23 protein-coding genes are annotated in these 26,038 nt (G+C 61.7%); 10 read left to right on the forward strand and 13 right to left on the reverse strand.

What is annotated here, in order from left to right; genetic code table 11:
- Nucleotides 1-2: 2 nt before the first annotated feature.
- Genes tssK through tssA form a run of 12 tightly spaced genes read right to left on the reverse strand, consistent with a single transcriptional unit; the run spans nt 3 to nt 13,902 of the window.
- Entirely contained in the window at nt 3-1,331 is a 1,329-nt protein-coding gene (tssK, locus tag AC07OJ_RS05800) for a type VI secretion system baseplate subunit TssK (RefSeq protein ID WP_495094181.1), read from the reverse strand.
- A gap of 1 nt (nt 1,332) precedes the next feature.
- Nucleotides 1,333-1,812 (reverse strand): type VI secretion system lipoprotein TssJ, encoded by a 480-nt coding sequence (gene tssJ / locus AC07OJ_RS05805; RefSeq protein WP_065907870.1) that lies wholly within the window; start codon nt 1,810-1,812, stop codon nt 1,333-1,335.
- A 5-nt stretch (nt 1,813-1,817) separates the two neighbouring features.
- The gene (gene tagH, locus AC07OJ_RS05810) at nt 1,818-2,987 is read right to left on the reverse strand and encodes a type VI secretion system-associated FHA domain protein TagH (protein ID WP_495094182.1); all 1,170 of its coding nucleotides are present in this window, start codon (nt 2,985-2,987) and stop codon (nt 1,818-1,820) included.
- 16 nt (nt 2,988-3,003) lie between these two features.
- A complete protein-coding gene (locus AC07OJ_RS05815) occupies nt 3,004-3,135 on the reverse strand; it encodes a type VI secretion protein (protein ID WP_120448844.1) in 132 nt (43 codons plus the stop codon).
- Nucleotides 3,136-3,176: 41 nt separating this feature from the next.
- Nucleotides 3,177-4,709 (reverse strand): sigma-54-dependent Fis family transcriptional regulator, encoded by a 1,533-nt coding sequence (locus tag AC07OJ_RS05820; RefSeq protein WP_495094183.1) that lies wholly within the window; start codon nt 4,707-4,709, stop codon nt 3,177-3,179.
- Nucleotides 4,706-7,138 carry an AAA family ATPase gene (locus tag AC07OJ_RS05825; RefSeq protein WP_495094184.1) on the reverse strand — a complete coding sequence of 811 codons (2,433 nt, stop codon included), beginning with the start codon at nt 7,136-7,138 and terminating at the stop codon, nt 4,706-4,708. Before AC07OJ_RS05825 ends, AC07OJ_RS05820 begins: the two co-directional genes overlap by 4 nt.
- A 12-nt stretch (nt 7,139-7,150) precedes the next feature.
- The gene (gene tssG / locus AC07OJ_RS05830; RefSeq protein WP_065907802.1) at nt 7,151-8,158 is read right to left on the reverse strand and encodes a type VI secretion system baseplate subunit TssG; all 1,008 of its coding nucleotides are present in this window, start codon (nt 8,156-8,158) and stop codon (nt 7,151-7,153) included.
- Entirely contained in the window at nt 8,122-9,909 is a 1,788-nt protein-coding gene (gene tssF / locus AC07OJ_RS05835; protein WP_495094185.1) for a type VI secretion system baseplate subunit TssF, read from the reverse strand. Before tssF ends, tssG begins: the two co-directional genes overlap by 37 nt.
- Nucleotides 9,899-10,300: a type VI secretion system baseplate subunit TssE gene (tssE, locus tag AC07OJ_RS05840; protein ID WP_495094186.1), complete on the reverse strand. Its 402-nt coding sequence runs from the start codon at nt 10,298-10,300 to the stop codon at nt 9,899-9,901. Before tssE ends, tssF begins: the two co-directional genes overlap by 11 nt.
- A 14-nt stretch (nt 10,301-10,314) precedes the next feature.
- Nucleotides 10,315-11,790 carry a type VI secretion system contractile sheath large subunit gene (gene tssC / locus AC07OJ_RS05845; protein ID WP_495094187.1) on the reverse strand — a complete coding sequence of 492 codons (1,476 nt, stop codon included), beginning with the start codon at nt 11,788-11,790 and terminating at the stop codon, nt 10,315-10,317.
- Nucleotides 11,791-11,818: 28 nt separating this feature from the next.
- Nucleotides 11,819-12,316 carry a type VI secretion system contractile sheath small subunit gene (gene tssB / locus AC07OJ_RS05850; protein WP_065907795.1) on the reverse strand — a complete coding sequence of 166 codons (498 nt, stop codon included), beginning with the start codon at nt 12,314-12,316 and terminating at the stop codon, nt 11,819-11,821.
- Between the two features lie 32 nt (nt 12,317-12,348).
- Entirely contained in the window at nt 12,349-13,902 is a 1,554-nt protein-coding gene (gene tssA, locus AC07OJ_RS05855) for a type VI secretion system protein TssA (RefSeq protein WP_201144958.1), read from the reverse strand.
- Nucleotides 13,903-14,380: 478 nt separating this feature from the next.
- Between tssA and AC07OJ_RS05860 the strand changes: the two genes are divergently transcribed.
- On the forward strand, nt 14,381-14,896 hold the full coding sequence (locus AC07OJ_RS05860) for an Hcp family type VI secretion system effector (RefSeq protein ID WP_106803590.1): 516 nt from the start codon (nt 14,381-14,383) through the stop codon (nt 14,894-14,896).
- A 52-nt stretch (nt 14,897-14,948) separates the two neighbouring features.
- Here the strand turns inward: AC07OJ_RS05860 and AC07OJ_RS05865 are convergent, their stop codons facing one another.
- Nucleotides 14,949-15,770 carry an aldo/keto reductase gene (locus tag AC07OJ_RS05865; protein ID WP_282396925.1) on the reverse strand — a complete coding sequence of 274 codons (822 nt, stop codon included), beginning with the start codon at nt 15,768-15,770 and terminating at the stop codon, nt 14,949-14,951.
- A gap of 106 nt (nt 15,771-15,876) precedes the next feature.
- On the opposite strand from AC07OJ_RS05865, the gene AC07OJ_RS05870 reads away from it, so the two are divergent.
- The 9 genes from AC07OJ_RS05870 to AC07OJ_RS05910 all read left to right on the forward strand — a co-directional run bounded on the left by AC07OJ_RS05870 (nt 15,877) and on the right by AC07OJ_RS05910 (nt 25,955).
- Nucleotides 15,877-16,371 carry a DUF1543 domain-containing protein gene (locus tag AC07OJ_RS05870; protein ID WP_065907782.1) on the forward strand — a complete coding sequence of 165 codons (495 nt, stop codon included), beginning with the start codon at nt 15,877-15,879 and terminating at the stop codon, nt 16,369-16,371.
- A 104-nt stretch (nt 16,372-16,475) separates the two neighbouring features.
- Nucleotides 16,476-17,576 carry a polyamine ABC transporter substrate-binding protein gene (locus AC07OJ_RS05875; RefSeq protein WP_106803588.1) on the forward strand — a complete coding sequence of 367 codons (1,101 nt, stop codon included), beginning with the start codon at nt 16,476-16,478 and terminating at the stop codon, nt 17,574-17,576.
- Between the two features lie 25 nt (nt 17,577-17,601).
- Nucleotides 17,602-19,020 (forward strand): aminotransferase, encoded by a 1,419-nt coding sequence (locus tag AC07OJ_RS05880; RefSeq protein WP_106803587.1) that lies wholly within the window; start codon nt 17,602-17,604, stop codon nt 19,018-19,020.
- Nucleotides 19,021-19,085: 65 nt separating this feature from the next.
- Nucleotides 19,086-19,931, forward strand: coding sequence for a helix-turn-helix domain-containing protein (locus AC07OJ_RS05885; protein ID WP_065907777.1), 846 nt, complete (start codon nt 19,086-19,088; stop codon nt 19,929-19,931).
- 87 nt (nt 19,932-20,018) lie between these two features.
- Nucleotides 20,019-20,300 carry a peptidylprolyl isomerase gene (locus AC07OJ_RS05890; protein WP_065887453.1) on the forward strand — a complete coding sequence of 94 codons (282 nt, stop codon included), beginning with the start codon at nt 20,019-20,021 and terminating at the stop codon, nt 20,298-20,300.
- Between the two features lie 130 nt (nt 20,301-20,430).
- Nucleotides 20,431-22,290, forward strand: a complete 1,860-nt coding sequence (locus AC07OJ_RS05895) for an extracellular solute-binding protein (protein ID WP_282396927.1) — start codon at nt 20,431-20,433, stop codon at nt 22,288-22,290.
- A complete protein-coding gene (locus AC07OJ_RS05900; protein WP_495094188.1) occupies nt 22,290-23,351 on the forward strand; it encodes a microcin C ABC transporter permease YejB in 1,062 nt (353 codons plus the stop codon). Before AC07OJ_RS05895 ends, AC07OJ_RS05900 begins: the two co-directional genes overlap by 1 nt.
- On the forward strand, nt 23,351-24,373 hold the full coding sequence (locus tag AC07OJ_RS05905; RefSeq protein WP_495094189.1) for an ABC transporter permease: 1,023 nt from the start codon (nt 23,351-23,353) through the stop codon (nt 24,371-24,373). Before AC07OJ_RS05900 ends, AC07OJ_RS05905 begins: the two co-directional genes overlap by 1 nt.
- A gap of 10 nt (nt 24,374-24,383) precedes the next feature.
- Nucleotides 24,384-25,955, forward strand: a complete 1,572-nt coding sequence (locus tag AC07OJ_RS05910) for an ABC transporter ATP-binding protein (protein WP_201144969.1) — start codon at nt 24,384-24,386, stop codon at nt 25,953-25,955.
- The last annotated feature ends 83 nt before the right edge of the window (nt 25,956-26,038 follow it).

Genomic DNA, 26,038 nt, shown 5'->3' on the forward strand with positions numbered 1-26,038 from the left:
AGTCAGTTCCTGATGGCCCAGAAGTTGAGTTCCAGCTCGGCGAACTCGCCGCTGGCATGGAAGGCGAAACCACCCGAATGCTCCAACTGCGTGATGTCACGGGCACTGAGTTCGAGCATGAAATAGGTCTTGTTGGCATGAAACGGAATCTGTCGCGGCGCCACCGGCAGTGGCTTGACCTTGATACCGGCGAGATGCAGGTTGACCAGTTCGCGGATGCGCTCCACGGGGCCGATCTTCAGGTGGGCGGGCAGTCGATGGCGCAGCTCTTGCGCATCACACTGCGCGGCGGCCGCCAGGATGAACGTCGCCGTCCCGAGTAACTTGAGGTCACTCACCGGGCAGACCAGCACCCCGTACTGGCGCGGTTGCAACACCAGCTCAATGGCATGCAGCTCGAGCACCGACGACAGCACGGCGCGCAAGCCGACCATCAAGCCGCGAAAGCTCGCACCCTGGTCGGCGTGCCGGTAATGCACGTCCCATTGCGCACGCTTGCTATCGGTCGCAAACGTCGATAGCTCGCCGAGAATCGAGAGCAACTCGCGGTACACCGCCTCTGGACGAACCTGGGTCTGGCCCAGGTAGTGACGCACAATCAATTCGGCGCGATTGATCAGTTGCAGCATCAGAAAGTCGCCGACCTGTGCGCCTGCGGAGGTGCCATTACCCTGGACGCGCGCGGCGATCGCATCGCCACGGCTTGCAAGGAGACTGATCACCTCCTTGACGCACGATGACACATAGCCGGCCTCGTGGAGATAGATGAACGTCGGGACAAAATCGGTGTCCAGCCGCACCCCGCCTTCGCGGGTCGAATCCAGCAACTGGGCGACCTGCAGTTTCACGTAGCACGGGTCACTGGCCTGTTCTCCCAGGATCAGGCGCAGGTCCGGGCGTGCACAGTTGATCTGGCAGCGCGAGTCGACGCCGGCGTTGGAGTCGCCAATCTCGGTTTCACAGGCCACATAGCGCGCCAGCACATCGATTTGCCCAGGGTTGCGCACTTCAATCTGATTCAAGGTCACCAAGGGCAAGGCCAGGTACACGGCTTGCGGGCCAGCGTCGGCGGGCACCTGCAACACCAGGGGTTGCATCGCGCCACTCAGCTCGAACAGGCTGCCGTCCGGCAATACACCGCTGGCCTGGTTGACCACCACCTTGCCCAGATTGAGGTACTGCAAGTCGACTTCCAGGGTGAGGAACCCCCAGGCATCACCGGCCAGTAGCCGTGTGCGGTTGAGCTGTTGATGGTAGTAGCGATCGTTGTGCTGCAAATGCTGGGGCTTGAGCAGCATGCCTTCGCGCCAGATAACGTTATGCACCTGCATCTCAATCCTCCTGCCTGTCGGTGTGCGGGACGGCGAAACGAATACCGGTCTGGTCCAGCACCAGGTCGGCACGCGTCAGGTGCGCTGGCATGACCGGCAACACCAGCCGCCATTGCACATGGGGCAAATCGCGATAGGCCGCCAGGACGCCGACGTAACGACTGTGAGGCCCAACGCCAAGCTTGAGCGCCAACCGCTCCCCGGGCCGCAGTGTCAGTTCTTCGCTGCTGACCCAGTCTTTGGGCAGGGACTGTTCGGCCCGGCCATACAGGCTGAAAAAGTCGGCATGCTCGAATGCCACGGGATGCCGCAGCTCAAGCAAATGCACGACCACCGGCGAAGGACGGCCATGAAGATCGGGGTTGACCTCGTCGCTGGCCGTCAACGTCAGGTCCAGCTTGGTCAGGGTCGAAAAAGGCGACACGCTGCTGCAACCGACCAACAGGCCCAGCGCTACCACCATTGATGCAAATCGATACATGAACATCATCCCGGGTACGCCGCGTGCAGGGTGGAGATCAGGCGCACCTGCTCCGTGTAGGCTTTGGAAAAATCAATGCGCAATAGCGGCTCCTCCGGGCAGGCCTCGTCGCTCAACCGACGGTAGTGGCGTTGGTAAGCGCGCCAGTGCGCGCCATCGGTGAGCAAACGGCGCGGCTTACCTTCGCGTTCGAAACACAGCAGCAGATGGCCTGGCGCAAAGCGCGCAAATGCGCTGCGCACGGCGGTACGGCAAGCCACGACCAGAGCCAGTTGATGCACTTGCAATTCCTGCCACGCCTGGACGACCGCGCGCTCGGCCTGGCATTGGCGCGGATCGCCCCCACCCAACAGCGACGCGAGGGCCGTCTGGGGATCGCCGCAGTCTTTCAAGGGGTTCTGACGCATCACCGAAGTGCAGCCATCCAGGCCCATCTCGGTGTACAGCTCGTCGCGGGTTCGCAGGCCTTGCTGCAAACCATCGATGGTTTGCCTGAGCAACCCGGCGGCCTTGATCGCCAGGGCTTCGCGCCCGGGAATATCGAGCGTATCCACCTGCACGCCCAACGCTTCGCCGAACTGCGCCCAGAAGGTCTCTGTGGTTGCCGGGGCAATCCTGTCGGGTTGTGGCGACTCAATCTCCCTGACCGGCTCAGCCCACTGAGGCACGACCAGGTGGTCATGGTCCACAGCCCGGTGATCCATCGAGTGACCGACCGCGTCTGTGCACGTGTCCAACGCGTCCAGCTCCGGCGATGATTCGCCACCGCGTTGTTCACGCTCCAACGCTTGGAGTGGGTCCAACCCCAGGAACGCATCGTCGGGAATGGGTTGCCCCTGGACGCCTGGATGGCGCTGATGTCCGATCAGCCGGGCTCGAATCTGCGTCGCGCCCAATTGGTACACATCGCCCTCGTTGATCAACCGCGCCTGCCCCTTGCAGAGGCGCTCCACGCTGCCGGACACACCGATACCGTTGCTGCTGATATCGGTGAGGAAGTAGCCACCGTCACGGTAGCTGACCAGGCCATGGTGACTGGAAATCAACCGCGCGGTGTCCGGAATGATCCAGTCACACGCCTTGCCACGACCGATCACGCCGCCGATGCCGTCAAACGTTTTGCGCGCCGGCAACTCACCCCTCGCGGCTTCACACACTTCAAGCACTAATTGCATTGCAGGACCTCCCTGTTCAATGGCCGCGACGGGCCGCCTGGGGATCACCCAACGGACGATAGTCAGCATCATCAAAGACATAATTGGCGTTGCAGCCACCCAGCAAACACAACACAAGCACCACGGCTTGCCATGAACGAAAAGGCATCAGGTTCCTCCCAGGGAAATCAGGTATGCGCACGCACTCATTCAGCCCTCCTCGCGGGCATCGCCCATGGGAATCTTCAGGCGCGCCAGCCGATAGAGCAGCGTGCGGCGCGCGACGCCCAGCTCGCGAGCGGTACGCGTGCGATTGCCACGGTTCTTGTGCAGGCAGTCGATCAGGAATACGCGCTCCACCCTCTCCAGGCGTTGGCGCAACGTGGTGTCGGCGGGTTCATCGGTGGGCACCGCTGACAAGGACAGGTGCTCCGGCAGGATCACGCCGTCGTCACAGAGCAGCACCGCGCGCTCCACCAGGCATTTGAGTTCGCGCACATTGCCGGGAAAACCATGCCTGGAGAGCTGATCCAGCGCAGCACTCGACCACTCCACGGGCGCGCGCCCCAGGGCAGTGCAGGCCTGTTGCGTGAAATCACGCGCCAGCAGCAGTACATCGCCATCACGCTCACGCAGGGCCGGCAGTTCAATCGGAAATTGCGCCAGCCGGTAGTACAGGTCTTCGCGAAAGGTCCCCAGCGCCACCATCGCGGCGAGGTCGCGATGGGTCGCGGCAATGATGCGTACATCGACTTTATGCGCCGCTGTGGACCCCAATGGGCGAATTTCACCCTCCTGCAACACCCGCAACAGTTTGGCCTGCAGCGAAAGCGGCATATCGCCGATCTCGTCCAGGAGCAGAGTGCCGCCGTGCGCCGTATCAAACAGCCCTGCGTGGTTGCGTTCGGCGCCTGTGAAGGCGCCCTTGCGGTAACCGAACAGTTCGCTTTCCAGCAGGCCTTCCGGAACGGCCGCGCAGTTTTGCACCACAAAAGCCTTGCTGCTGCGCGGCCCGGCGGCATGGATGGCGCGTGCCACCACCTCTTTGCCGGTACCGGTTTCGCCGCGCAGCAGCACCGTGTATGGGGTCCCCATCACCTTGGCGATCAGTCGACAGGTGGCATCCATGGCCGTGCTGTTGCCGATCAAGCCCAACGCCGCGCGAGGAACGGGCGCACAGTCCTGCGGCTGCGCGACACTTTGCGCAGTGCGCATCCGTCGCAGCAACGCCAGTTGCATCAAGGCAAAGCTCGCCAGATGACCGAGGGACACGCTGTAGTCGTGCAATGGTTTCGAGTGGTGGCTCGCACACAGCAATACGCCCGCGAGGGTCTTCTGCCGGTTGAACAGCGGCACGCACAACAATGAATGCCAAGGCGTCGCCATCGCGGGCAAGAACCCGGTGTCGTAGACGCTGGCCGGCAGGTCATCAATGCAAAGGCCCTTTCGCTGACTGAGCACATGCTGCAGCACTTGCTCACCCTCGGAGTCCGCGTTTAAAACCGGCCCGGCGGCCAGCAGCCCCGCAGGCAAATGCTCGGCCATCAGGCGCAGTCCGCCGGTTGTCTCGTCGCGCCAATACAATTGGCTGAGTTCGCACTGACTCAGTTGCGCGGCCGCCTCGACACACAGACCCGCCAACGTCGTCTCGTCGCCATCGATGCCCAGGCGCGCGAACCACGCCAGCAGCGCCTCGGCGTAGGCCACGGGATGGGTCAGCGGGTTCAAGCGGTCATCCGTCATTGGCTGAACTCGCAGCTGGGCTCGCCACGGCTGCCCAGTCCGGCATGCACCCGCGACAGGGGCTCGCCACTGGCCATGGCCTCCAGCAACCGATCCACCACCTGTGGCAGCAAGTGGATCTCGATCCATTGATCGATATAGCGGGCACCGCTGTCACCATGGGTACAACGCTCAGCCATGTGCGCCACCAGCTCAGGCGTGTAGCTGAAGGCGAGCTTGCGCAGTTGCAGCCTTTGCCCGAGGCGCTCCAACTTGAGCCGGGCCATTTCATGCAGCAGCTCACCGGTGAGCGGGTAGTACGGCACCACCCGCATCCGCGCCAGCAGTGCAGGCTTGAAGTGGGCACGCAGCAGCGGTTCAAGCGCGTCTTGCAGCACCTGCACATCCGGGCGCCGGCCATCCGCGCACAAGTCGCCGACGGCCTCACTGCCGAGGTTGGAGGTCATCAGGAACAATGTGTTGCGAAAATCCACCTCTCGCCCTTCGCCGTCATTGGCCAGCCCCTTGTCGAAAATCTGATAGAACAGGTTCAACACGTCCGGGTCGGCTTTCTCCACCTCATCGAGCAGCACCACTGAATACGGACGTTGACGCACGGCTTGCGTGAGCACCCCGCCCTCGCCATAGCCGATATAGCCAGGTGGTGCGCCAATCAGCCGCGACAGCGCATGTTTTTCCTGATACTCGGTCATGTTGAGGGTGGTGACGAAACGCTCGCCGCCGTACAGCAGGTCACCAAGGGCCAGGGCCGTCTCGGTCTTGCCCACGCCACTCGGGCCCACCAGCAGGAACACCCCGACGGGTGCGTCGACCTTGTTGAGCCCGGCGGCCACCGCGCGCAGGTTGCGATCAAGGGCCTGTACGGCTTGCTCCTGGCCAAGGAGGCGCGAACGCAACGCGTCGGCAAACCCCATAACCCGCTCATTGGTCTCAAGGGCCAGCTGTTCAACGGGGATGCCGGTCCAGGCGCTGATGACCTGCGCGACCAGGCGCGGGCACACGTGTTGCGCAGACGCTTGCCGCTCCAGCCACTGTTGCTCCAGCGGCTGCCGCTCGCATTCCACTGCCGTCATGCGCAGGTTCAACGCCTGCAAGGCCTGTTCATCGACGACAAGCCCGGTGTCCCTGTCACGGCTCAACGCCTGGTGTTGCAGCGCACCTGCCGCCTGTTCGGCATACAGGCGTTGCAACACTTCGGGCGCGCTGTCCCGGCTGGTGCGCAAGCGTGCACAGGCAGTGTCCAGCACATCCACCGCCTTGTCCGGCAACTGACGCCCTGCCAGGTAACGGGCGCTCAACTGTGCAGCCGCAACGACGGCATCGTCACGAACGTAGACCCCATGGCTGCGCTCATACACCGGCACCAATCCGCGCAGGATCGAAACCGCCTGGTCGACACTCGGCTCACCGATGAGCACGGGCTGAAAACGCCGTGCCAGCGCTGGATCCTTTTCAAAGTACTGTTTGTATTCCCTCCACGTGGTCGCGGCGATGGTGCGCAACTCGCCACGCGCCAGGGCCGGCTTGAGCAGGTTGGCCGCGTCCGAGGACCCGGCCTGGGCGCCCGCCCCGACCAACGTATGAGCCTCGTCGATAAACAGGATCACCGGTTGCGCCGACGCGTTGATCTCATCGATCACACCCTTGAGGCGCCGTTCGAACTCACCCTTGATACTGGCACCGGCCTGGAGCAAGCCCAGGTCCAGCGTCAGCACTCGTACACCCTTGAGAGGTTCGGGCACCTGCGAGCTGACCACACGCAAGGCGAGGCCTTCGACAACTGCGGTTTTCCCCACCCCGGCTTCGCCGACAAGAATCGGGTTGTTCTTGCGCCGGCGCACAAGGATGTCGATCAGTTGCCGGATCTCGGCATCGCGACACAACACCGGGTCGATACGCCCGTCCTGGGCCTGCCGCGTCAGGTCATGGGTAAAGCGTTCCAGCAAGGATTCGCCATTCGGTGCGCAGGGACGCCGAGGCGCCTGGGCCATCAGAAAATCCTGCACACGCCGCGTGTCCAATCGGCTCAGCACCGCCTGATAGCCACTGCCTGCGTGCTCCAACGGATGGCGCAACAGCGCCAGCAACAGGGCGCCATGATCAACTTCGGTGTGTTTGAGCTCCAGTTGGGCAACCATCCAGGCTTGTTGCAGCCATTGCACCAGGGCCAGGGCAAATACCGGGTTGCGTGACGCGCTCGACTCGCCCTTGGGTTGCAAGGTGGCTCGCAGCTCGCCGGCGTCGATCCCTGCATCCGCCAACGCTTGCATCAGAAGGCCTTCGTGATCGTCCAGCAAGGCCAACAGCAAGTCTTCCACCAGCACTTGCGTGCCGCCGCGAGCCACACAACGCTCGGCTGAACGGGCAAGGTCCTGGCGGGCTTGGGCGGTCAACGTCTGGATCAGGTGTTGCAGGTCCACATTCATCATGATGATTCATCCCTAATTAGCGTTGCTGGCCACAATGACCACACCGTCAGCGCATTCATGCGTCAGCCAGCTGGTCCAACCGAGGTGGCAAACGTTCTGTTCGCCCAGGTGCAATGGCCTTATCGATTCCTTGGCCAGCACCAGGCGCAGGTCATATTCCAAAGGGTCCCGTGCGGTCAGCCGCACCAATGAACACAACAATGGATAGTCCGTGCCCGTGGGTAAAAACCCGTGAAAGCGCTGCCAGTCGAGACCTTGCACGTGCACCCTGAACTTGCCGCTGCGATCGGCAACCCGACTTCCCAGCACTTGGTCCACACCCAGCACACTGTTGGCAGTACCCAGGCGATTTCGCTGTGAATCGGCAATCACCACCGTGCGTTCAACCCATTGCTCGATGTGCACGCGACGGTGCTTGAAGTAGTAGCGCAGCACCGTTTCGATCAAGGCTGCCGAATGCGCGCGCAGGCTGAGCAAGCCCAGGTAGGGCAGCAGCCGCTTGCAGTTCAATGGCACAGCGTTGCGGATCTGCGGCCCCCGCAAGCCGATCAAGGCAAACATCTGCTCGGAAAAAGCATCTCGCGCCCCCGCCTGGAAACACGCCCGATAGCGATATTTGCGCCAGATAGGCAGCATCAGCCGCTGCAGGCGATGGTGAAACAGGTCGAGAAACTCGCGCGTCGTGTTGCCGCCTACGCTGTCGGCAAACGCCTGCTCGCCATAAAACGCAGGCAGTGGCGAACCGGCACCGCACAGGCCCAGCACGTTAAGGCGCAGCCGCGCTCGCAACAGGCCGCGCTCAACGAAAAACTCCACCCGGTCAATATCGTGACCGGGAAACCCCAGGCCCGGGTTGGCCTGAAACTCCAACTGGTCATACAGCGCGTCGTCATCCAAGGTCGGATGGGCAACACGCAGACGCTTGATCACCTGCAGAACCGCCTGGAACAGCGAGTACTCACGGATGACGCAGGACAGCGCCGTCAAAGCAGGGGTTGCTGGCCCATCCGGGGTGGCCATAGATACACGTCTCCTTGTGTGCTGATGACTCGTAGTTCGTGGAAGGCATTCAGGCTGGCGTAGAGTGCGAAGAACTCATTGAGTACCGAGGCGAACACAAACACTTCGCCCTGGCCGAGAAAGCCTTGCGGATCGATCGTCAGGTCGATGCGTAACCCTCGAAACGGCAGGCCACGCTGCAATCGGTCGACGGCCACATGCCTGACGGAGTGCAATGCGCCCAGCCGTCTCTCGCTGACCTTCTGCGCTTGCCGGTCGTGGTAGCGCGGCAAGTCATAGGTTTCGAGGATGACCCTCAGGGCATTGATGTCGCTCAGTGAGAGGTAGTTGAGCGACAGGTTGCTGATAAGCCGCCAGAGAAAGTCCTGGTCCAGGGGCGGTGAAAAACTCGCCGTCGGTGCACTGATATTCCGAAACGACAACCCTTGGGGTGTCTGCTCGCACGGTTGGTTGATCATCCCGATCTGAAGCAGCCTGGGCAGGTTGTGGTTGGTACAGGTCAACTCGATAGACAGCGTTTCCTGATCGTGCTCCGGCGCCCTGTCGAACCCCAGCCAGGTATCGAGCCCGGCGTGCTGTGCGGATGGGCGTTGGCGGATGCTGTAGCTGGGTGACGCCTTGGATGCCTCGGTCGCGCCGTCATGCTCGAAGGACTCGAACGGTACGTAGGTCCGATACCCCTGCCCGCCGGGCTGCCAACCGGTGATGCTGTCCACGGAAAACACACAGGCGTGTTCGCGCGAATATTCCCCCGGAATCAGCAGGTACTCGTCCTGTTTGCCGTCCAGGCGGATGGGCACCGCGTCATGCTTGAACAGGTTGACGATCGGCGTGCAGTACAGCTTCACATTCTCCAACGTGGGGTGCCGGGGCCCATGGCACGGATTGCGCAGCTCGAAACGCATCACCACCCCACGCACCTGCCTGAGCTGCTCTGGCGGCAAGCTGCGCAGCGCATTCAGCCCACCGACGTCGACAAACAGGTATTTGTCAGGAAAGGCGAAGTACTCCTGCAAATGGCGATACCCGCGGAAGGTATTCATCGGGTAGGGAATCAACGCGTGCTCCTCGCTGAATCCCACCGGGCTCACCTGGTCGGCACCGAGCCGCAGCGCGAGCGCCTGGCCATCAACGTCGCAGACCGGCAAGCCATCCTGGCCGAAGGGCAACACCTCGATACCTTCGAGATGGCGCAACAGGTCCAGGTACAACCCTTGGCCGAGATAGCGATCGCCGGCCAGGTGCAGGCGCAATTGATCGAAGGTCCACTCACTGAAATTGCCTTCGGCACTCATCTCCAGGCGCAGGCTTAACCGGCCCTGCTGGCCCTGTACGCTATAGTCCACAGCGCTCAGTTGCAGCGGCAGGACCTGTGTGGCGTAACAGGTACGGAAGCGACAGCGCTCGCCGTTGATGGCCGCACTTTCGACCGGTGTATCCCGCGCAACACTCACTCCCGGCCCCGCATGCTTCAGCGGATCAAACTGCAGGATGCTGAAAGCAGGCATCGGCCGCATGTAGTTGGGCCACAACAAGTGCATGAGGGAATGGGTCAGCTCCGGCAACTCGTCGTCCAGTTTCTGCCGCAGGCGCCCCGTGAGAAACGCAAAACCCTCCAGCAACCGCTCGACATCCGGATCCTGGCCGGGCTCGGCAAGAAACGGTGCGAGCGCCGGATTGCGCTCGGAGAAACGTCGCCCCAGTTGACGCAGCGCACTGAGCTCGCTCTGGTAATAGCGATTAAAGGACATCCGGCAAGACCTCGACCTGCCCGGCATTACGCAGCCGCGCGGTAAAAACCACCGGTTGCTTGCCCCCTGCGCCCGTCATCACCGCCTCAATGACAAATGCCAGTGCCAACGGGTCGTGATCCCGTGGCAGCGCGATGACCCGCACCTCCTTTAACCGCGGCTCATAAGCACGGATAAACCGCTCGATCAGCAGGCGCGACTGGCTCAATGACTCATGCAGGCTCTGGTTCATATCATTGAGGTCGGGCAACCCATAGTCCGCCAGTGTCAGAACGCTGCCCGCGCGGATGCTGAGCATTTTCCCCAGGTGGGCTGCTACAGACGTCACGCCGCAAACTGGCGCAGTTGCCGGGCGATCAAGGCGTTCGAACAGGCTTCGGTTGTGGGTCATCCCCTGCCCCCTGCTCATGCTTTATCGAGCTTGCCAACAAGCGACAGGGTGAAATCCGCCCCCATGTACTTGAAGTGCGGTCGCACGCTGAGGTTCACGCGATACCAGCCAGGCTCACCGTCGACGTCACTGACAACGACGCGTGCCGCCCGCAATGGACGCCGCCCACGCACTTCGGCACTGGGGTTTTCCTGGTCGGCGACGTACTGGCGAATCCACTTGTTGAGCTCCAGCTCCAGGTCGGTGCGCTCCTTCCACGAACCCAGTTGCTCACGCTGCAAGACCTTCAGGTAATGGGCCAGGCGGTTGACCACCATCATGTAGGGCAGTTGGGTACCCAGGCGATAATTCAGCTCGGCGTCCTTGCCCTCAGCGCTGATACCGAACTGCTTGGGTTTCTGCACCGAGCTGGCGGAGAAGAACGCGGCGTTGTCGCTGCCCTTGCGCATCGTCAGGGCAATGAAGCCCTCTTGCGCCAGCTCGTATTCACGCCGGTCAGACACCAATACTTCGGTGGGAATCTTGGTTTCGATTTCACCCATGCTATGGAAGTGATGCAACGGCAAGTCTTCCACGGCCCCTCCGCTTTGCGGCCCGATGATATTCGGGCACCAGCGAAAGCGCGCGAAGCTGTCGGTCAACCGGGTGGCGAAGGCATAGGCCGTATTGCCCCACAGATAGTGCTCGTGGCTGTTCACCACATTTTCCTGGTACGCGAAGGTCTTGACCGGGCATTCAAGGGGATCGTAAGGCGTGCGCAGCAGAAAGCGCGGCACCGTCAATCCGATGTAGCGCGAGTCTTCGCTCTGGCGAAAACTTTGCCATTTGGCAAACTGCGGACCTTCGAAATGGTCTTTGAGATCCTTGAGGTCAGGCAGGCCGGTGAAGCTTTCCAGGCCAAAAAAGCCCGGCCCGGCGGCAGCGATAAAAGGCGCGTGGGCCATGCAGGCCACACTGGAAGCGTATTGCATCAGCTTCACGTCGGGCGCACTGGGGGAAAGAAAGTAGTTGGCGATCACCGCGCCCACCGGTTGACCACCAAACTGGCCGTATTCAGCGCTGTAGATATGCTTGTACAACCCCGACTGGGTGACTTCCGGTGAGTCTTCGAAATCATCCAGCAGGTCCTGCCGCGAGACGTTCAGCAGTTCGATCTTGATGTTTTCACGGAAGTCGGTGCGCTCGACCAGTAACTGCAAGCCGCGCCAAGCGGCTTCCAGCGCCTGAAAATCCGGGTGGTGCAGGATCTCGTCCATTTGCTGGCTGAGCTTCGTGTCGATCTCGGCGATCATGCGGTCGACCAAACGTTTCTTGACCGGCTCGCCGCTGTTCTGCGGCTTGATCAGTTCTTCGATAAACGCCGAGACGCCCCGCTTGGCAATCCCGTAGGCTTCGTCGTCGGCGCCGAGCAAAGTCTGGGCAATGATGTTGTCGAGGATGCTGTATTCATCCACGGCGTGTGCAGGCGTCGCGTTCTGTTGGGTGGTCATGCTGTCAGTGTCCTTTTAACTGAGAATGTCAGGCGGTGGGGCTGTTCAGCCCTAGCTCTGCCAATACCCTTGCGCGGGAAACGTCATCGGCCAGGGCCTGCTCGATGGCTTTGCGAAAGCTTGGCGTATTACCCAACGGTCCCTTGAGCGCCATGAGCGCCTCACGCAACGCCATCAACTTGTGCAGCTGGGGAATCTGCTCGACCAGGTTCGCAGGGTTGAAATCCTTCATGGTGTTGATACGCACCTGGATGGCCAACTCGGCGGCGTCGTCGCCTTCCTGGAGCCGGTTGGGTACATTCAGCGTCAGGCTCAGTGCCTGCTTGGCCAGCACCTCGTCGAGCGTGTTCTTGTCGAGTGCGACGGGCTTGCGGTCTTCAAGCTTGCGCAAGTCTTCACGCTGGGTGAAATCACCGAGGACCAGCAGCTTGAGCGGCAGCTCAACCTCTTCCTGCGCCCCACCGATAGCTGGCTTGAAGGTGATATTGATACGTTCCTTGGGTGCTACCGAACCGTCTTTGGCCATGGTGCTGCTCCGTTTTCAAGTGGCTCGAAAGCCTATTCAAGTACCGCTTCAAGATCGAAGAGGCACAGCCTGCGATGGGTGTCTTCCTTGCGCTCGCGCACGGCGTGGTTTTGTGGCATCAGGTCGCAGCAGCGGTGCAGGAGCTGGGCCACCTGCAGTGCCAACTGCGGCTCCCAGCGCTCAAGCGCCGACCGTTGCAACTCGTGATCGAGGTATTCGAGCTGGATCTTTGCCAGCTCATGCTTGCCCGCGTGTACACACACGCGAGCCTGTGCGAGACGCCAATGAAACCGGGCACGATCACTGTGGGCGCCGTGCATGCCCTGCTTGAACACAGGGATGACACTCTTGAGCCCGTCCTTGCGCAGCCTGGGCACCGCCTCCTGCAAGGCCTTCTCCCAAGGTTCGGCATCGACATCGGCCGCGACTGCCGGTGACTCAGGCCTGCGCAGGTGACGGGTTACCTGCAGCGCGATCCAATCGCGGGTTGCCGTGTCGGCGAACGGTGTGCCGTCGTGAAAGCGATACTCGGGCAGGTTGGGCAAGCGTTGCAGCAACAAGGCAAAAGACACTTCCAGCTCGGTCATGGCCTGATCCGCCTGCAGCGCCTCCAGGCATTGCCAGAGCCTATGCAGCCCGTCGAACCAGAACATGGCACCGGCGAGGCTGGCCTCAAGTTCGAGCATCAGGTCGGCGTGATGCCCTTGGGCAAAACGCTCCTGGAATCGTGTGAGTTTGTCGGGGGCCAGTCCGCGCAATGAGGTGACGTGCTGGTTGTCGGCGTCCGGATAACTGACCAGCGCCAGCCATGCCAAGGTTCGATTCAGGCGTAATGCCCGCAGGTCGGTGGCGCTCTGTCGCAACCACCAGGCACACAAGGGACGAGCTTGCTCCTGCAAGGTGCGCAACACTCTGTGCGCTTGTTTTTCGTTCTCCACCACTGCCTCGGGCTTCAGCAGTTGAGTGGTGGCCTGCTTGACCTGGGCAATCGCACCGCTCAACCCGGCAGCCTGCGGCTCATCGTGTGCAACGCGTTCCAATCGCTGCGTCAGTTGTCGGCGAATCGGCAGCAACAGCGGCGCGTCATCTCCCAGGTGTTCGGTCCACAGTTCATCGAGCCGCACCAATTGTTCGAGTACGCAGTGAAACAACGGCTGCTGGCTCTGTACCGATACACTCTGCGCAAACAACGGCTCAAGCCGTAATACCAACCAACGCAGCGCTGCGCTCCGGGTGCGCAGCTTTGCAGGATACAGCGCCGCCCAGTGCTGCTCGCAGAGATAACGCAACAACCCGAGACCGGCCAGCAACCCGGGGAAGGAGTCACGCTGATGCAATGCCCAGGTCAACCAGACGCCTACGCGCAGATCCTTGGACTGGCGACACAACAGCGACTCACTGATTTCGAGGACCTTGTGCCAATCGGGCTGGCCGCTGCCGTGCAGCGATTGCGCCTTCTCCAACTCGGTCTCGAGCGCGTCATACTCATTCGAAAAGCGCATGTCGCTGCCAGCAAAACTTGTTTGCGAGCACGGCATTTTTGCGACTTCAAGATAATGATCACACAACTTGTCCGAATAAGACATTGAGCACCGCGCACAACTACCAAAGACAGAAAAGGCCAACTAAGCACATTAAATTCGTGCATCAGAATGCCACCTGACCTTCGCTCGATTCGCAACGAAGTTCGCAAACCTTAGCCACGCATTGAACATCCAGCAAGCGAGGGAAGTGCACTTAAGGAATTTCCTACAACCCTTGTAAATTGAGGCATGCGCAGCAGATTGCACAGGTAAACAAGCATCCAAGCCGTAACTTCCGCCCCTACCCCAAATGCAGCTTATACAAAGCCTATGAGCAACTAATTGCGCACTTATGCGCAACACACCTCACTTAAAACCGCTTAAAAACACCCCTGTTGACTCAATAGTTCGATCAAGAACCTGCCAGGTCATTACTTTCATTGGCCCTCGCACTTTCCGGCACGCTTCTTGTTAAGGGTATGTCTCCGACCGGCGCACTTGCCCGTTGGAACTACCTCATCAATCAGGCAAGGAAACCGTCATGCCAACACCCGCGTATCTTTCCATCACCGGCGTCAAGCAAGGTTTGATAACGGCAGGTACATTCACCCAGGACTCGGTAGGCAATATTTATCAGGAAGGCCATGAGGACCAGATTCTGGTGCAGGCCTTTTCTCATCAGGTGATCATTCCCCGTGATCCGCAGTCCGGCCAGCCAACGGGCCAGAGGGTCCACAAGCCCCTGATGATCAGCAAGGTGTTCGATAAGTCCTCACCACTGCTGTTCAGCGCGTTGACCAGCGGCGAGGAGGTCAAGTGCCGGCTGGAATGGCTGCGCACGTCCTCGGCCGGCACCCAGGAGCATTACTTCACCATTGAGCTTGAAGGCGCGACCATCGTCGATATCCAGTCACGCATGCCCAATTGCCAGGACCCGGACAATGCCCACTTCACTCATCTTGAGGAGGTGTACTTCACCTATCGCAAGATCGTCTGGACGCACGAAGTCTCTGGCACGTCCGGATCGGATGACTGGCGCAGCCCGGTAGCGGGCTGAGGCAACCCGTGCCGCAACGGCAGCCAGGGACGGCGCCGTTGCGGCCAGGTGGCTAGACCATGGCCAACGGGTGCTTGCGCTTGGGGGCGCCGAACACGCGGTCGATGGCGTCAAGGTCATGCTCGTCCAGCACCAGCTTGGCTGCAGCGGCGTTGAGCCGTACGTGCTCAGGGGTGACCGCCTTGGGGATGGCGATCACGCCGTCCTGGCGCAACACCCAGGCCAGGGCGACCTGGGCGGGTGAGACCTGATGACGGCGCGCAATCTGCTTGAGGGTCGTGCTGGACAACAACGCTCCGCCTTGGGCAATCGGACAGTACGCCATCAACGGCAAGTGATGTTGTTGCCACCACGGCAGCAGGTCGAATTCGATACCACGCTCTTCGATGTTGTAGAGCACCTGGTTGGTCGCGCAGGCCGGGGATGCAAGTTCCTGCAAGTCGGCCACGTCGAAATTGGAGACACCCCAGCGGCCGATCTTGCCCGCCTCGCGCAAACGTTCGAAGGCCTCGACGGTTTCTTCAAGCGGGTACTGGCCACGCCAGTGCAACAGATACAGATCGATATAGTCGGTACCCAGGCGCGCGAGACTGGCTTCGCACGCACGCGGGATACCCTTCTGGCTGGCATTGTGCGGGTAGACCTTGCTCACCAGGAACACCTGGTCACGCCGGCCGCGGATGGCCTCGCCGACCACCGTTTCGGCGCCGCCCTCGCCGTACATTTCGGCGGTATCGATCAGGGTCAGGCCCTCGTCGATGCCCAGTTGCAACGCCGCGACTTCAGCGCGGTGCTGGTCTGGATCCTCGCCCATGCGCCAGGTGCCCTGGCCTACGACAGGGACGGGAACGCCCGCCAGATCAATGGTACGCATGACAATCTCCTGATGAGTGTGCGGATTAACAGTGTGGCATTGGCCGGACAAAAGGGTTCAATCGAAGTATGGTTGCGCTCTGCCAAGTCGCCAGGAAGGACCTGCAATGCTGTTTGTCGTGATGCTCGGGGGCAAGCACCCCAGGGCGAAAATTGAAGTGCATGATGTGGTGTTCGCTGCGGCGGACACGCTGGAAGCCACCTACCCGCAACTGCGCGACGGCTGGTTCGGCAGCCCCAAGGGCGTGCATATCGATTCATGGATGGCAGTGGATGGCGTCGACGGCTGGAAGGTCGAACTCAGCCACCTGGCTCCCGAGGCGGGAGCGCATCACCTGTATTTCATCAACCTCGGCGGTTATGAAGCCAACAGCTTCGGCGAGGCCCATCATTACCTGCTGGTAGTCGCGCGCAACAAACAGGACGCCACCCGCCAGGGCAAGCAACAGATGCTGCGCCATTGGTCCCAGGCTCACACCGACGGCGTGCTGGATATCGACGACTGCCTGCCCATCGACCTCGTGGACGGCCGCTACCTGCACCTGGTGCAGGGCCCGCACCGGCCGATCATCCAGCGCAACGACTATATCGTCCTGCCCTGAATCCGGCGCCCTACCCGAACGGGGTATGGCGCCCTGCCCGCCACCTGCCTGACAGTGCCATCAGTCCCTTCGCCTGATAACAGCACAACACAAGGTGGGTCCCCATGCATAAAGCCTTTATCGCCCTGCTCAGCACCGTATTGCTGGCCTTGCCGGCCCTGAGCCAGGCCGCAGACGCCGCGGACAACACCCTGCGTATCTACAACTGGGCGGATTATATCGGCGAGACCACCCTGGCCGACTTCGAGAAGGCCACGGGGATCAAGGTGATCTACGACACCTACGATTCCTACGAGACCGTGCAGGGCAAGTTGCTCTCCGGACGTTCCGGTTATGACCTGGCCTTGCTCAACGCCTCGCTGGTGCCGCTGCTGATCCAGGGCAAGGTGTTCCAGCCACTGGACAAAACGCAACTGCCCGACTGGAAAAACCTCGACCCGTTGGTACTCAAGCACCTGGAAGCCCATGACCCGGGTGTCACCTATTCCGCGCCTTATACCTGGGGCAGCAATGGCGTGACCTATAACGTCGACATGATCAAGGCGCGCATGCCGGATGCGCCGATCGGTTCGCTGGCGATGATTTTCGATCCGAAGATCGTGTCGCGATTTGCCGACTGCGGCATCACCTTCATGGATTCGCCCACCGACATGATCCCGCTGGCCCTGACCTATCTGCACCTGGACCCGAACAGTGTCGCGCCCAAAGACCTCAAGGCGGCCCAGGCGGTGTTGATGGCCGTGCGACCGTACATTCGCAAATTCGACTCCAGCGGTTTCATCAACGGCCTGGCCAACGGCGATCTGTGCCTGGCCACCACCTGGTCCGGCGATTACGCCACCTCCCAGGCGCGCGCGACAGAGGCCGGGGCGAAGATCAACCTGGACTACTTCATTCCCCAGGAAGGCTCGCTGATCTGGTTCGATAACTTCTATATCCCGGCGGATGCGCCGCATGTCGCCAATGCCCACAAATTCATCGAATTTCTCCTGCAGCCCGCGACCATGGCCGGCGTGAGCAACACCATCCATTACGCCAACAGCAACCTGGCATCCAAGCCGCTGGTGAATGCCGATATCCGCGACAACCCGGCGATCTACCCCGACGCCGCGACCCTGCAGCGCCTGTTCACGCAAAAAAGCCAGCCACCGGCCGCCGTGCGCCTGATCACCCGTACCTGGAATGCCGTGAAGACCGGCAAGTGAAAACCAGCCATTGAAGGTAAATGCCATGACTCTGCCAAATCCTGCTTTCTTCGCCCAGTTCGACAATGCCAAGCTGGACGCCGCCGACAAAGCTCACTACATGCACGGTTTCCATATGTTCGACGAGCACCGTGAACAGGGCTCGCTGAATATTGCCGCCGGCGACGGGGCCTACATCTACGACACCCAGGGCAATCGCTACCTGGACGCGGTCGGCGGCATGTGGTGTACGAATATCGGCCTGGGCCGCGAGGAAATGGCCGAGGCCATTGCCAATCAGGTGCGTCAGCTGGCCTATTCCAACCCGTTCTGCGACATGGCCAATGTCACCGCCATCGAGCTGTGCGCCAAGCTTGCCAGCCTGGCCCCCGGCGACCTCGACCATGTGTTTCTGACCACCGGCGGTTCAACGGCGGTGGACACCGCCTACCGGCTGGTGCAGTTCTACCAGAACAGCCGTGGCAAGCCGGCCAAGAAACACATCATTTCGCGCTTCAGCGCGTACCACGGCAGCACGTTCCTGACCATGTCGATCGGCAACAAGGCCGCCGACCGCGCGCCGGAATTCGATTTCATGAGCGACCTGTTCCACCACATCGCCTGCCCCAATTACTACCGGGCGCCACAGGGGATGAGCGAGGCGGAGTTTCTCGACAGCCTGGTCAACGAGTTCGAAGACAAGATCCTTACCCTGGGCGCGGACAACGTCGCAGCGTTTTTTGCCGAGCCGATCATGGGGTCGGGTGGCGTGATCATTCCACCCAAGGGCTACCACCGGCGCATGTGGGAGATCTGTCAGCGCTACGACTTGCTGTACGTGGCCGATGAGGTGGTGACGTCCTTCGGACGCCTCGGTGCGTTTTTTGCCTCCGAGGACGTATTTGGCATGCAACCGGACATCATCACCACCGCCAAGGGCCTGACTTCCGGCTACCTGCCATTGGGCGCGTGTATTTTCTCCGAGCGCATCTGGCAGGTGATCGGCGAGCCGGGCAAGGGCCGTTGCTTTACCCACGGTTTCACCTACAGCGGCCACCCGGTGAGTTGCGTGGCGGCGCTGAAGAATATCGAGATCATCGAGCGCGAAAACCTGCTGGCGCATGTGGAAGATGTCGGGGTGTACCTGGAGCAACGCCTGCAAACCCTGGTCGATTTGCCACTGGTGGGCGATATCCGCTGCCAGCGCCTGATGGCCTGCATCGAGTTTGTCGCCGACAAACGCACCAAGGCGCTGCTGCCGGACGCGGTCAATATCGGCGAAAAAATCCATCTTCGCGCCCAGGCCAAGGGCTTGTTGGTACGCCCCATCGGTCACTTGAATGTGATGTCACCGCCGCTGATCATCACCCATGCCCAGGTCGACGAGGTGGTCGAGACCCTGCGCCAATGCATCCTCGACACCGCCGCCGAACTGCGCCAGACGGGCGAGTACCAGGGCCAATGAACTTCAACGCCGAGCCTGTCTCGGCGTTTTTGCCTGGGGGTTGGCCTGCGGGTAGACTGGCCAGCATGACGACAGCCCCCGACCCGACCCTGCAGCAACTGGAAGCCTGGCACCGCGCCCTGGCCCAGGCACTGATCCATGTGGACGAGGCGTGCTTCCTCGAACACCTGGCCAGCGCGCTGTGTGTGCTCACGCCCATCGAATCGATGATGATCAGCCTGGAGCGCCAGGGCCTGGCCCCGCACTTGCTCTATCAGCAGGGTATTCCCCGCGCCTATCAGGACGAAATCATCCACCGCTACTTCTCACGCGGCTACCTGCTGGACCCGTTCTGCCTGGCAGTCGACAAGGGCCTGGCCGAGGGCTTCTATCACTTGGCCCAGATCGCCCCGGACGATTTTTTCAACAGCGAGTACTACAAGACCTACTACCTGCGCAGCGGCGGTGCCCAGGAGAGTTACTACATTGTCGACCTGGGGCCACAGAGCAAGATCTCGCTGTGCATGTTCCAGGGCCTCAGCGCCGGGCAGTTCAGCGACGCGCAACTGGCGTTGCAGCAGGCCACCCAGGCCATGGTCCGCGAATTGCTGCGCCGCTTTGGCACCACCGGGGGCCTGGCCAAGGTGATCCGTGATGAAGGGTTTACCCAGACCCAGGCGCACCAGCAAATCGAGGCGGCGTTCATGGGGTTTGCCAGTGGCGTGCTGACCGTGCGCGAGCGCGAGATCGCGCACTTGATCCTGCGCGGCCACTCGGTGAAATCCACGGCCCAGGTGCTGGGGATCTCGCCGGAAACCGTGCGCATGCACCGCAAGAACCTGTACACCAAGCTCGCGATCAATTCCCAGGCGGAGCTGTTTGCGTTGTTTATCGAATGGTTGACCCGCAGCGGCGCCATGGCCCGCGCGTGAGCCACTGGGCATTTACCGGGAACTTTGCCAGGAAATAACCGCCTGAATCCGGTACGCTCACCGTTTTTACTCAAGGAGTTAATCCCCATGGCCAAAGCCACCGCCCGTCACATCCTCGTTTCCACTGAAGACAAGTGCAACGAACTCAAGGCCCAAATCGAAGGCGGCGCTGATTTCGCAGAAGTTGCCAAAGCCAACTCCAGCTGCCCATCCAGCCGCCAAGGCGGTGACCTGGGTTCGTTCGGTCCAGGCCAGATGGTCAAGGAATTCGACAGCGTCGTGTTCAGCGCCCCGGTCAACACCGTGCAAGGCCCGGTGAAAACCCAGTTTGGCTACCACCTGCTGGAAGTGACCAGCCGCCAGGACTGATCCAGTCTGCGCTGATGCTATAAACAACGGCCCGCCTTTTGGTGGGCCGTTGTGCATGTGGTGACTGGCGACGTTGATGCCGTTAGCGTACAAATCCCTAATCTTCTTCACCCGGCGTTCAAGGCTGACAATGCGATTGGCTTTTTCATCTCTGCTGAGTTCCACCCTGGCCTTGCTGATGGCCAGCACGGCCGTGATCGCGGCCCCGCAAACCTACCTGACGGTGTACGGCGAACCGGCCAAATACGCTGCCGGCTTTACCCATTTCGACTACGCCAATCCGAATGCGCCCAAGGGCGGCACGCTGCGGCGCTCGGCCCTGGAAATCGGGCGTTTCGACCACGTGTTGCCGTATATCGACAAAGGCATCGGCGTGTCCCAGGTCGACGGCTGGCTGTACGCGCCGCTGGCCCAGCGCTCCTTGGATGAACCCTACACGGTGTATGGCCTGGTGGCCGAGAAGATGGAACGCGCCGACGACGGCCTGTCGCTGCGTTTCTACCTCAACCCCAAGGCGCGTTTTGCCGATGGCAAGCCGATCACCGCCGAAGACGTGCGCTACAGCTTCGACCTGCTGATGACCCAGGGCAGCCTGCGCTTTCGCACACTGTTCGCCGACGTCAAGCACGTCGAGGTCGAAGGCCCGCGCCAGGTGCGCTTCGATTTTTCCAGCAACGAGAACCGTACCCTGCCGCTGGATATCGCCACCCTGCCGGTGTTCCCCGAGCACTGGTGGAAAACCCGCGACTTCGCCAACGGCGGCGGCTACGAAGCCCCGCTGGGCAGCGGCCCGTACAAGGTCAGCAAGATCGATTCGGGCAACACCATTACCTTTACCCGCGATCCGGACTGGTGGGGCAAGGACCTGCCCGTCAGCCGTGGCCTGTACAACTTCGATCACCTGAGCCTGGAATACTTCGGCGATACCGAAGTGGCCCGCCAGGTACTGCGCGGCGGTGCCTACGATTTCAACCGTGAATTCTCCGCCACCGGTTACTCCATCGGCTACAACGGCCCGGCACTCGACGATGGCCGCCTGCAACGCGCGCACTTGGCCAAAGCGATGTCGCAGCCGTCCCAGGGTTATGTGTTCAACGTGCAAAAACCGATGTTCAAGGACCGCCGTGTGCGCCAGGCGCTGGCGATGCTGTGGGATTTCGAATGGGCCAACCGGCAGATGATGCGCAATATGTACATCCGCCAGCAGAGCTACTTCTCCAACAGCCCATTGGCCGCAACCCAGTTGCCTACCCCGGAGGAACTGGCAATTCTCGAGCCCTTGCGCGGCCAGGTGCCGGACGAGGTGTTCACCCAGGTGTTCAAGGCGCCGGTCACCGACGGCAGCGGCATGATCCGCGACAAGCAACTGCAAGCCCTGGCCCTGCTTGAAGAGGCCGGTTGGAAACCGCAGGGCGACAAGCTGGTCAACGCCGCGGGCGAGCCGCTGGAATTCACCTTCCTGAATGCCCAGAACGGCGTCGAGCGTTTGCTGTTGCCGTATAAACGCAACCTCGCGCAGATCGGTATCACCTTGAATATTCGCCGCATCGACTCCTCGCAATACGTGAACCGGCTGATGGCGCGCGACTACGACATGATCGTGACCGGCTTCCCGGTGACGACATCGCCCGGCATGGAGCTGTACAACTACTTCGGTTCGGCGGCCGCGTTTGATTCGGGTGCCAACAACTACATGGTGCTCAAGGACCCGGCCGTCGACACGCTGATCAAGGGCCTGGTCAAGGCCGATACCCAGGCGCAGATGCTCAACTACGCCCATGCCCTGGACCGCGTGCTGCAATGGAATTACCTGTGGATCCCCAATTACTACCCGCCCGGCACGTCCGCCGCGTGGTGGAACCGGTTCGGTCGCCCGGCCATCGAGGCGCAGAACGACGAGGCCCTGGAAACCTGGTGGGAGATCAGCCCGACGCCGCTGACCAATGAGCAAATGGACGCCGAGCTGAAAAAACGCGGAGGGACGCGCTGATGTTTGCCTATATCGTGCGGCGCCTGCTGCTGATCATCCCGACGCTGGTGATTATCCTGCTGGTCAATTTCGTCATCGTGCAGGCCGCGCCAGGCGGCCCGGTGGAACAAGCCATCGCCCACCTGCAAGGCATCGGCGGCGGCGCAATCGGCGGTTCATCCGGCGAGGGCATCAGCAGCGGCTCCCGCGCCAGCCGTGGCCTGGACCCGAAACTGATCAAGGACATCGAAAAACAGTACGGCTTCGACAAGCCCGCGCCGGAACGCCTGTGGCTGATGCTCAAGAGCTACGCCAAGCTGGATTTCGGCAACAGTTTCTTTCGCGGCGCCACGGTGACCGACCTGATCCTGGAGAAAATGCCGGTCACCGTATCTCTCGGCCTGTGGGCCACGCTGATCACCTACCTGGTGTCGATCCCGCTGGGAATTCGCAAGGCGGTGCGCCATGGCAGCAGCTTTGATGTGTGGAGCAGCACCGCCATCGTGATCGGCTATGCGATGCCGGCGTTCCTGTTCGCAATGTTCCTGATCGTGGTGTTCGCCGGCGGCACGTCGCTGAACTGGTTCCCGGTACGCGGGCTGGTCTCGGAGAATTTCGAAGAGCTGAGCACAGTCGGCAAGATCGCCGACTACTTCTGGCACCTGGTGTTACCGGTCAGCGCCTTGGTGATCGGCGGGTTCGCCACCTTGACCATCCTCACCAAAAACTCGTTTCTCAACGAAATCACCCGCCAGTACGTGGTCACCGCGCGCGCCAAGGGCTTGAGCGAACGGCGAGTGCTGTACGGCCATGTGTTCCGCAACGCCATGCTGCTGGTGATTTCGGGGATTCCCCAGGCGTTTATCAGCGTGTTTTTTGCCGGTTCGCTGCTGATCGAGGTGATCTTCTCCCTCGATGGGCTCGGGCGCATGAGCTACGAAGCCGCCGTGTCGCGTGACTATCCGGTGGTGTTTGGCTCGCTGTTTATCTTCACCTTGTTTGGCCTGCTGATAAAACTCATCGGCGACCTCTGCTACAAGCTGGTGGACCCGCGTATCGACTTCGCCGCGAGGAACGCCTGATGCTTAATCTGTCTCCGGTGGCCCGTCGGCGTTTCGAACGCTTCAAGAAGAACCGTCGCGGCTGGTGGTCGCTGTGGCTGTTCATCGGCCTGTTCATCCTGACCCTGGGCGGCGAGTTGATCGCCAATGACAAGCCCCTGGTGCTCAGCTTCAAGAACGAATTGTATTTCCCGGTGTTCAAGCGCCACACCGAACAGCAGTTCGGCGGGCAACTGCCGTTCCAGGCCGATTACCGCAGTGACTACGTGCAACAGCTGATCAAGCAGGACGGTGGCTGGATGCTGTTCCCGCCGATTGCGTTCAGCGAGGACACCCCCAACTACGAACTGACCCGCCCTGCCCCCAGCCCGCCCTCGGCGGTGAACTGGCTGGGCACCGACGATCAGTCGCGGGACGTGCTGGCGCGGGTGATCTTCGGCGCGCGGGTGTCGATCCTGTTTGCCCTGGCGCTCACCGCGATCAGTGCCGCCATCGGCATCGCGGCCGGTGCATTGCAGGGATACTACGGCGGCTGGGTGGACTTGCTTGGCCAGCGCATCCTGGAGGTGTGGTCCGGGCTGCCGGTGCTGTATCTGCTGATCATCCTGTCGGGCTTTGTCGAGCCCAACTTCTGGTGGCTGCTGGGGATCATGGCGCTGTTCTCCTGGCTGGCCCTGGTGGACGTGGTGCGCGCCGAGTTCCTGCGCGGCCGCAACCTGGAGTACGTCAAGGCGGCGCGGGCCTTGGGCTTGGGCGACGGCAAGATCATTCGCCGGCATATCCTGCCCAACGCCATGACCGCCACCTTGAGCTACCTGCCGTTTATTCTGACCGGGGCGATTTCGACCTTGAGCGCCCTGGATTTCCTCGGCTTCGGCATGCCGGCGGGCAGCGCGTCGCTGGGGGAACTGATCGCCCAGGGCAAGCAGAACCTGCAGGCGCCCTGGCTGGGCCTGACTGCGTTTTTCACCTTGGCGCTGATCCTGTCGCTGCTGGTCTTTATCGGCGAGGCGTTGCGTGACGCCTTCGACCCCCGCTCATGAGTAACTGCGTATGAACCTGATCGAGATCCGCGACCTCAGCGTCGCCTTCAGCGGCCAGACCGTGGTACGCAACCTGTGCCTGGATGTGCGCCCCGGCGAGTGCCTGGCGCTGGTCGGCGAGTCCGGCTCGGGCAAGTCGGTGACGGCCCATTCGATCCTGCAATTGCTGCCCGAGGCCGGTACTGCAACCACCGGCTCGGTGAAGTATCGCGGCCAGGAACTGGTCGGCGCCTCGGCCGCCACCCTGCAGAAATTGCGTGGCAACCGCATTGCGATGATTTTCCAGGAGCCGATGACCTCGCTGAATCCGCTGCACAGCATCGAAAAGCAGATCGGCGAAACCCTGCTGTTGCACAAGGGCCTGGGCGGCAAGGCGGCGCAGGCGCGCATTCTGGAGTTGCTCGAGCTGGTCGGCATCCAGAAACCCCAGGAGCGCCTCAAGGCTTACCCGCATCAGCTCTCCGGCGGCCAGCGCCAGCGGGTGATGATCGCGATGGCCCTGGCCTGCGAGCCAGAGTTGCTGATCGCCGACGAGCCCACCACCGCGCTGGACGTGACCGTGCAGCGCAAGATCCTGCTGCTGCTCAAGTCGTTGCAGCAGCGCCTGGGCATGTCGCTGCTGCTGATCAGCCACGACCTCAACCTGGTGCGCAGCATTGCCCAGCGCGTCTGCGTGATGCGCGCCGGAGAAATCGTCGAGCAGGCCGACTGCCAGACCTTGTTCACCGCACCGCAGCACCCTTACAGCCGCCTGCTGCTGGATGCGGAGCCGGCCGGCGAACCGCTGTGCAGCGATGCGCGCGAGACGGTGTTGCAGGTCGACGACCTGACCGTGCAATTCCCCCTCACGGGCGGACTGTTGCGGCGCAAGACTTACCTGCGTGCAGTGGACGGTATCAGCCTCAGCGTGCAGCGCGGCAAGACCCTGGGGATTGTCGGCGAGTCGGGCTCGGGCAAATCCACCCTCGGCCAGGCGATCCTGCGCCTACTGGATTCCACCGGCAGCATCCGCTTCCAGGGGACCGCCCTCGACCCGCTCAACCACCAGCAGATGCGCCCGTGGCGCAAGCAGATGCAGGTGGTGTTCCAGGACCCTTACGGCAGCCTCAGCCCACGCATGTCGGTGCAGCAGATCATCAGCGAAGGCCTGGAAGTGCATGCGCCGTGCAGCCTCGCCGAGCGTGACGCGCAAGTGATCCAGGTGCTCAAGGACGTGGGCCTCGACCCTGCCAGCCGGCACCGCTACCCGCATGAGTTCTCCGGCGGGCAGCGCCAACGCATTGCCATCGCCCGCGCGCTGGTGCTCAAGCCGGCGCTGATGCTGCTCGACGAGCCGACCTCCGCCCTCGATCGCACGGTGCAGAAACAAGTGGTCGCGCTGCTGCGCGAACTGCAGGAAAAGTATGGCCTGACCTACCTGTTCATCAGCCATGACCTGGCCGTGGTGCGCGCCATGGCGCATGACATGATCGTGGTGAAGGACGGCAAGGTGGTGGAGCGTGGCGCGAGCCATGCGGTATTCGACGCGCCGCAGCATCCCTACACCAAAGAGCTGCTGGCGGCGGCGCATATACCCTTGTAAACGCGCCTCCTGTGGGAGCGGGCTCGCTCGCGAAAGCGTTGTATCAGTGCCGGATTTATTGACTGGCACGCCGCCTTCGCGGG

This window comes from Pseudomonas sp. GW821-FHT09C08, from assembly GCF_059418125.1.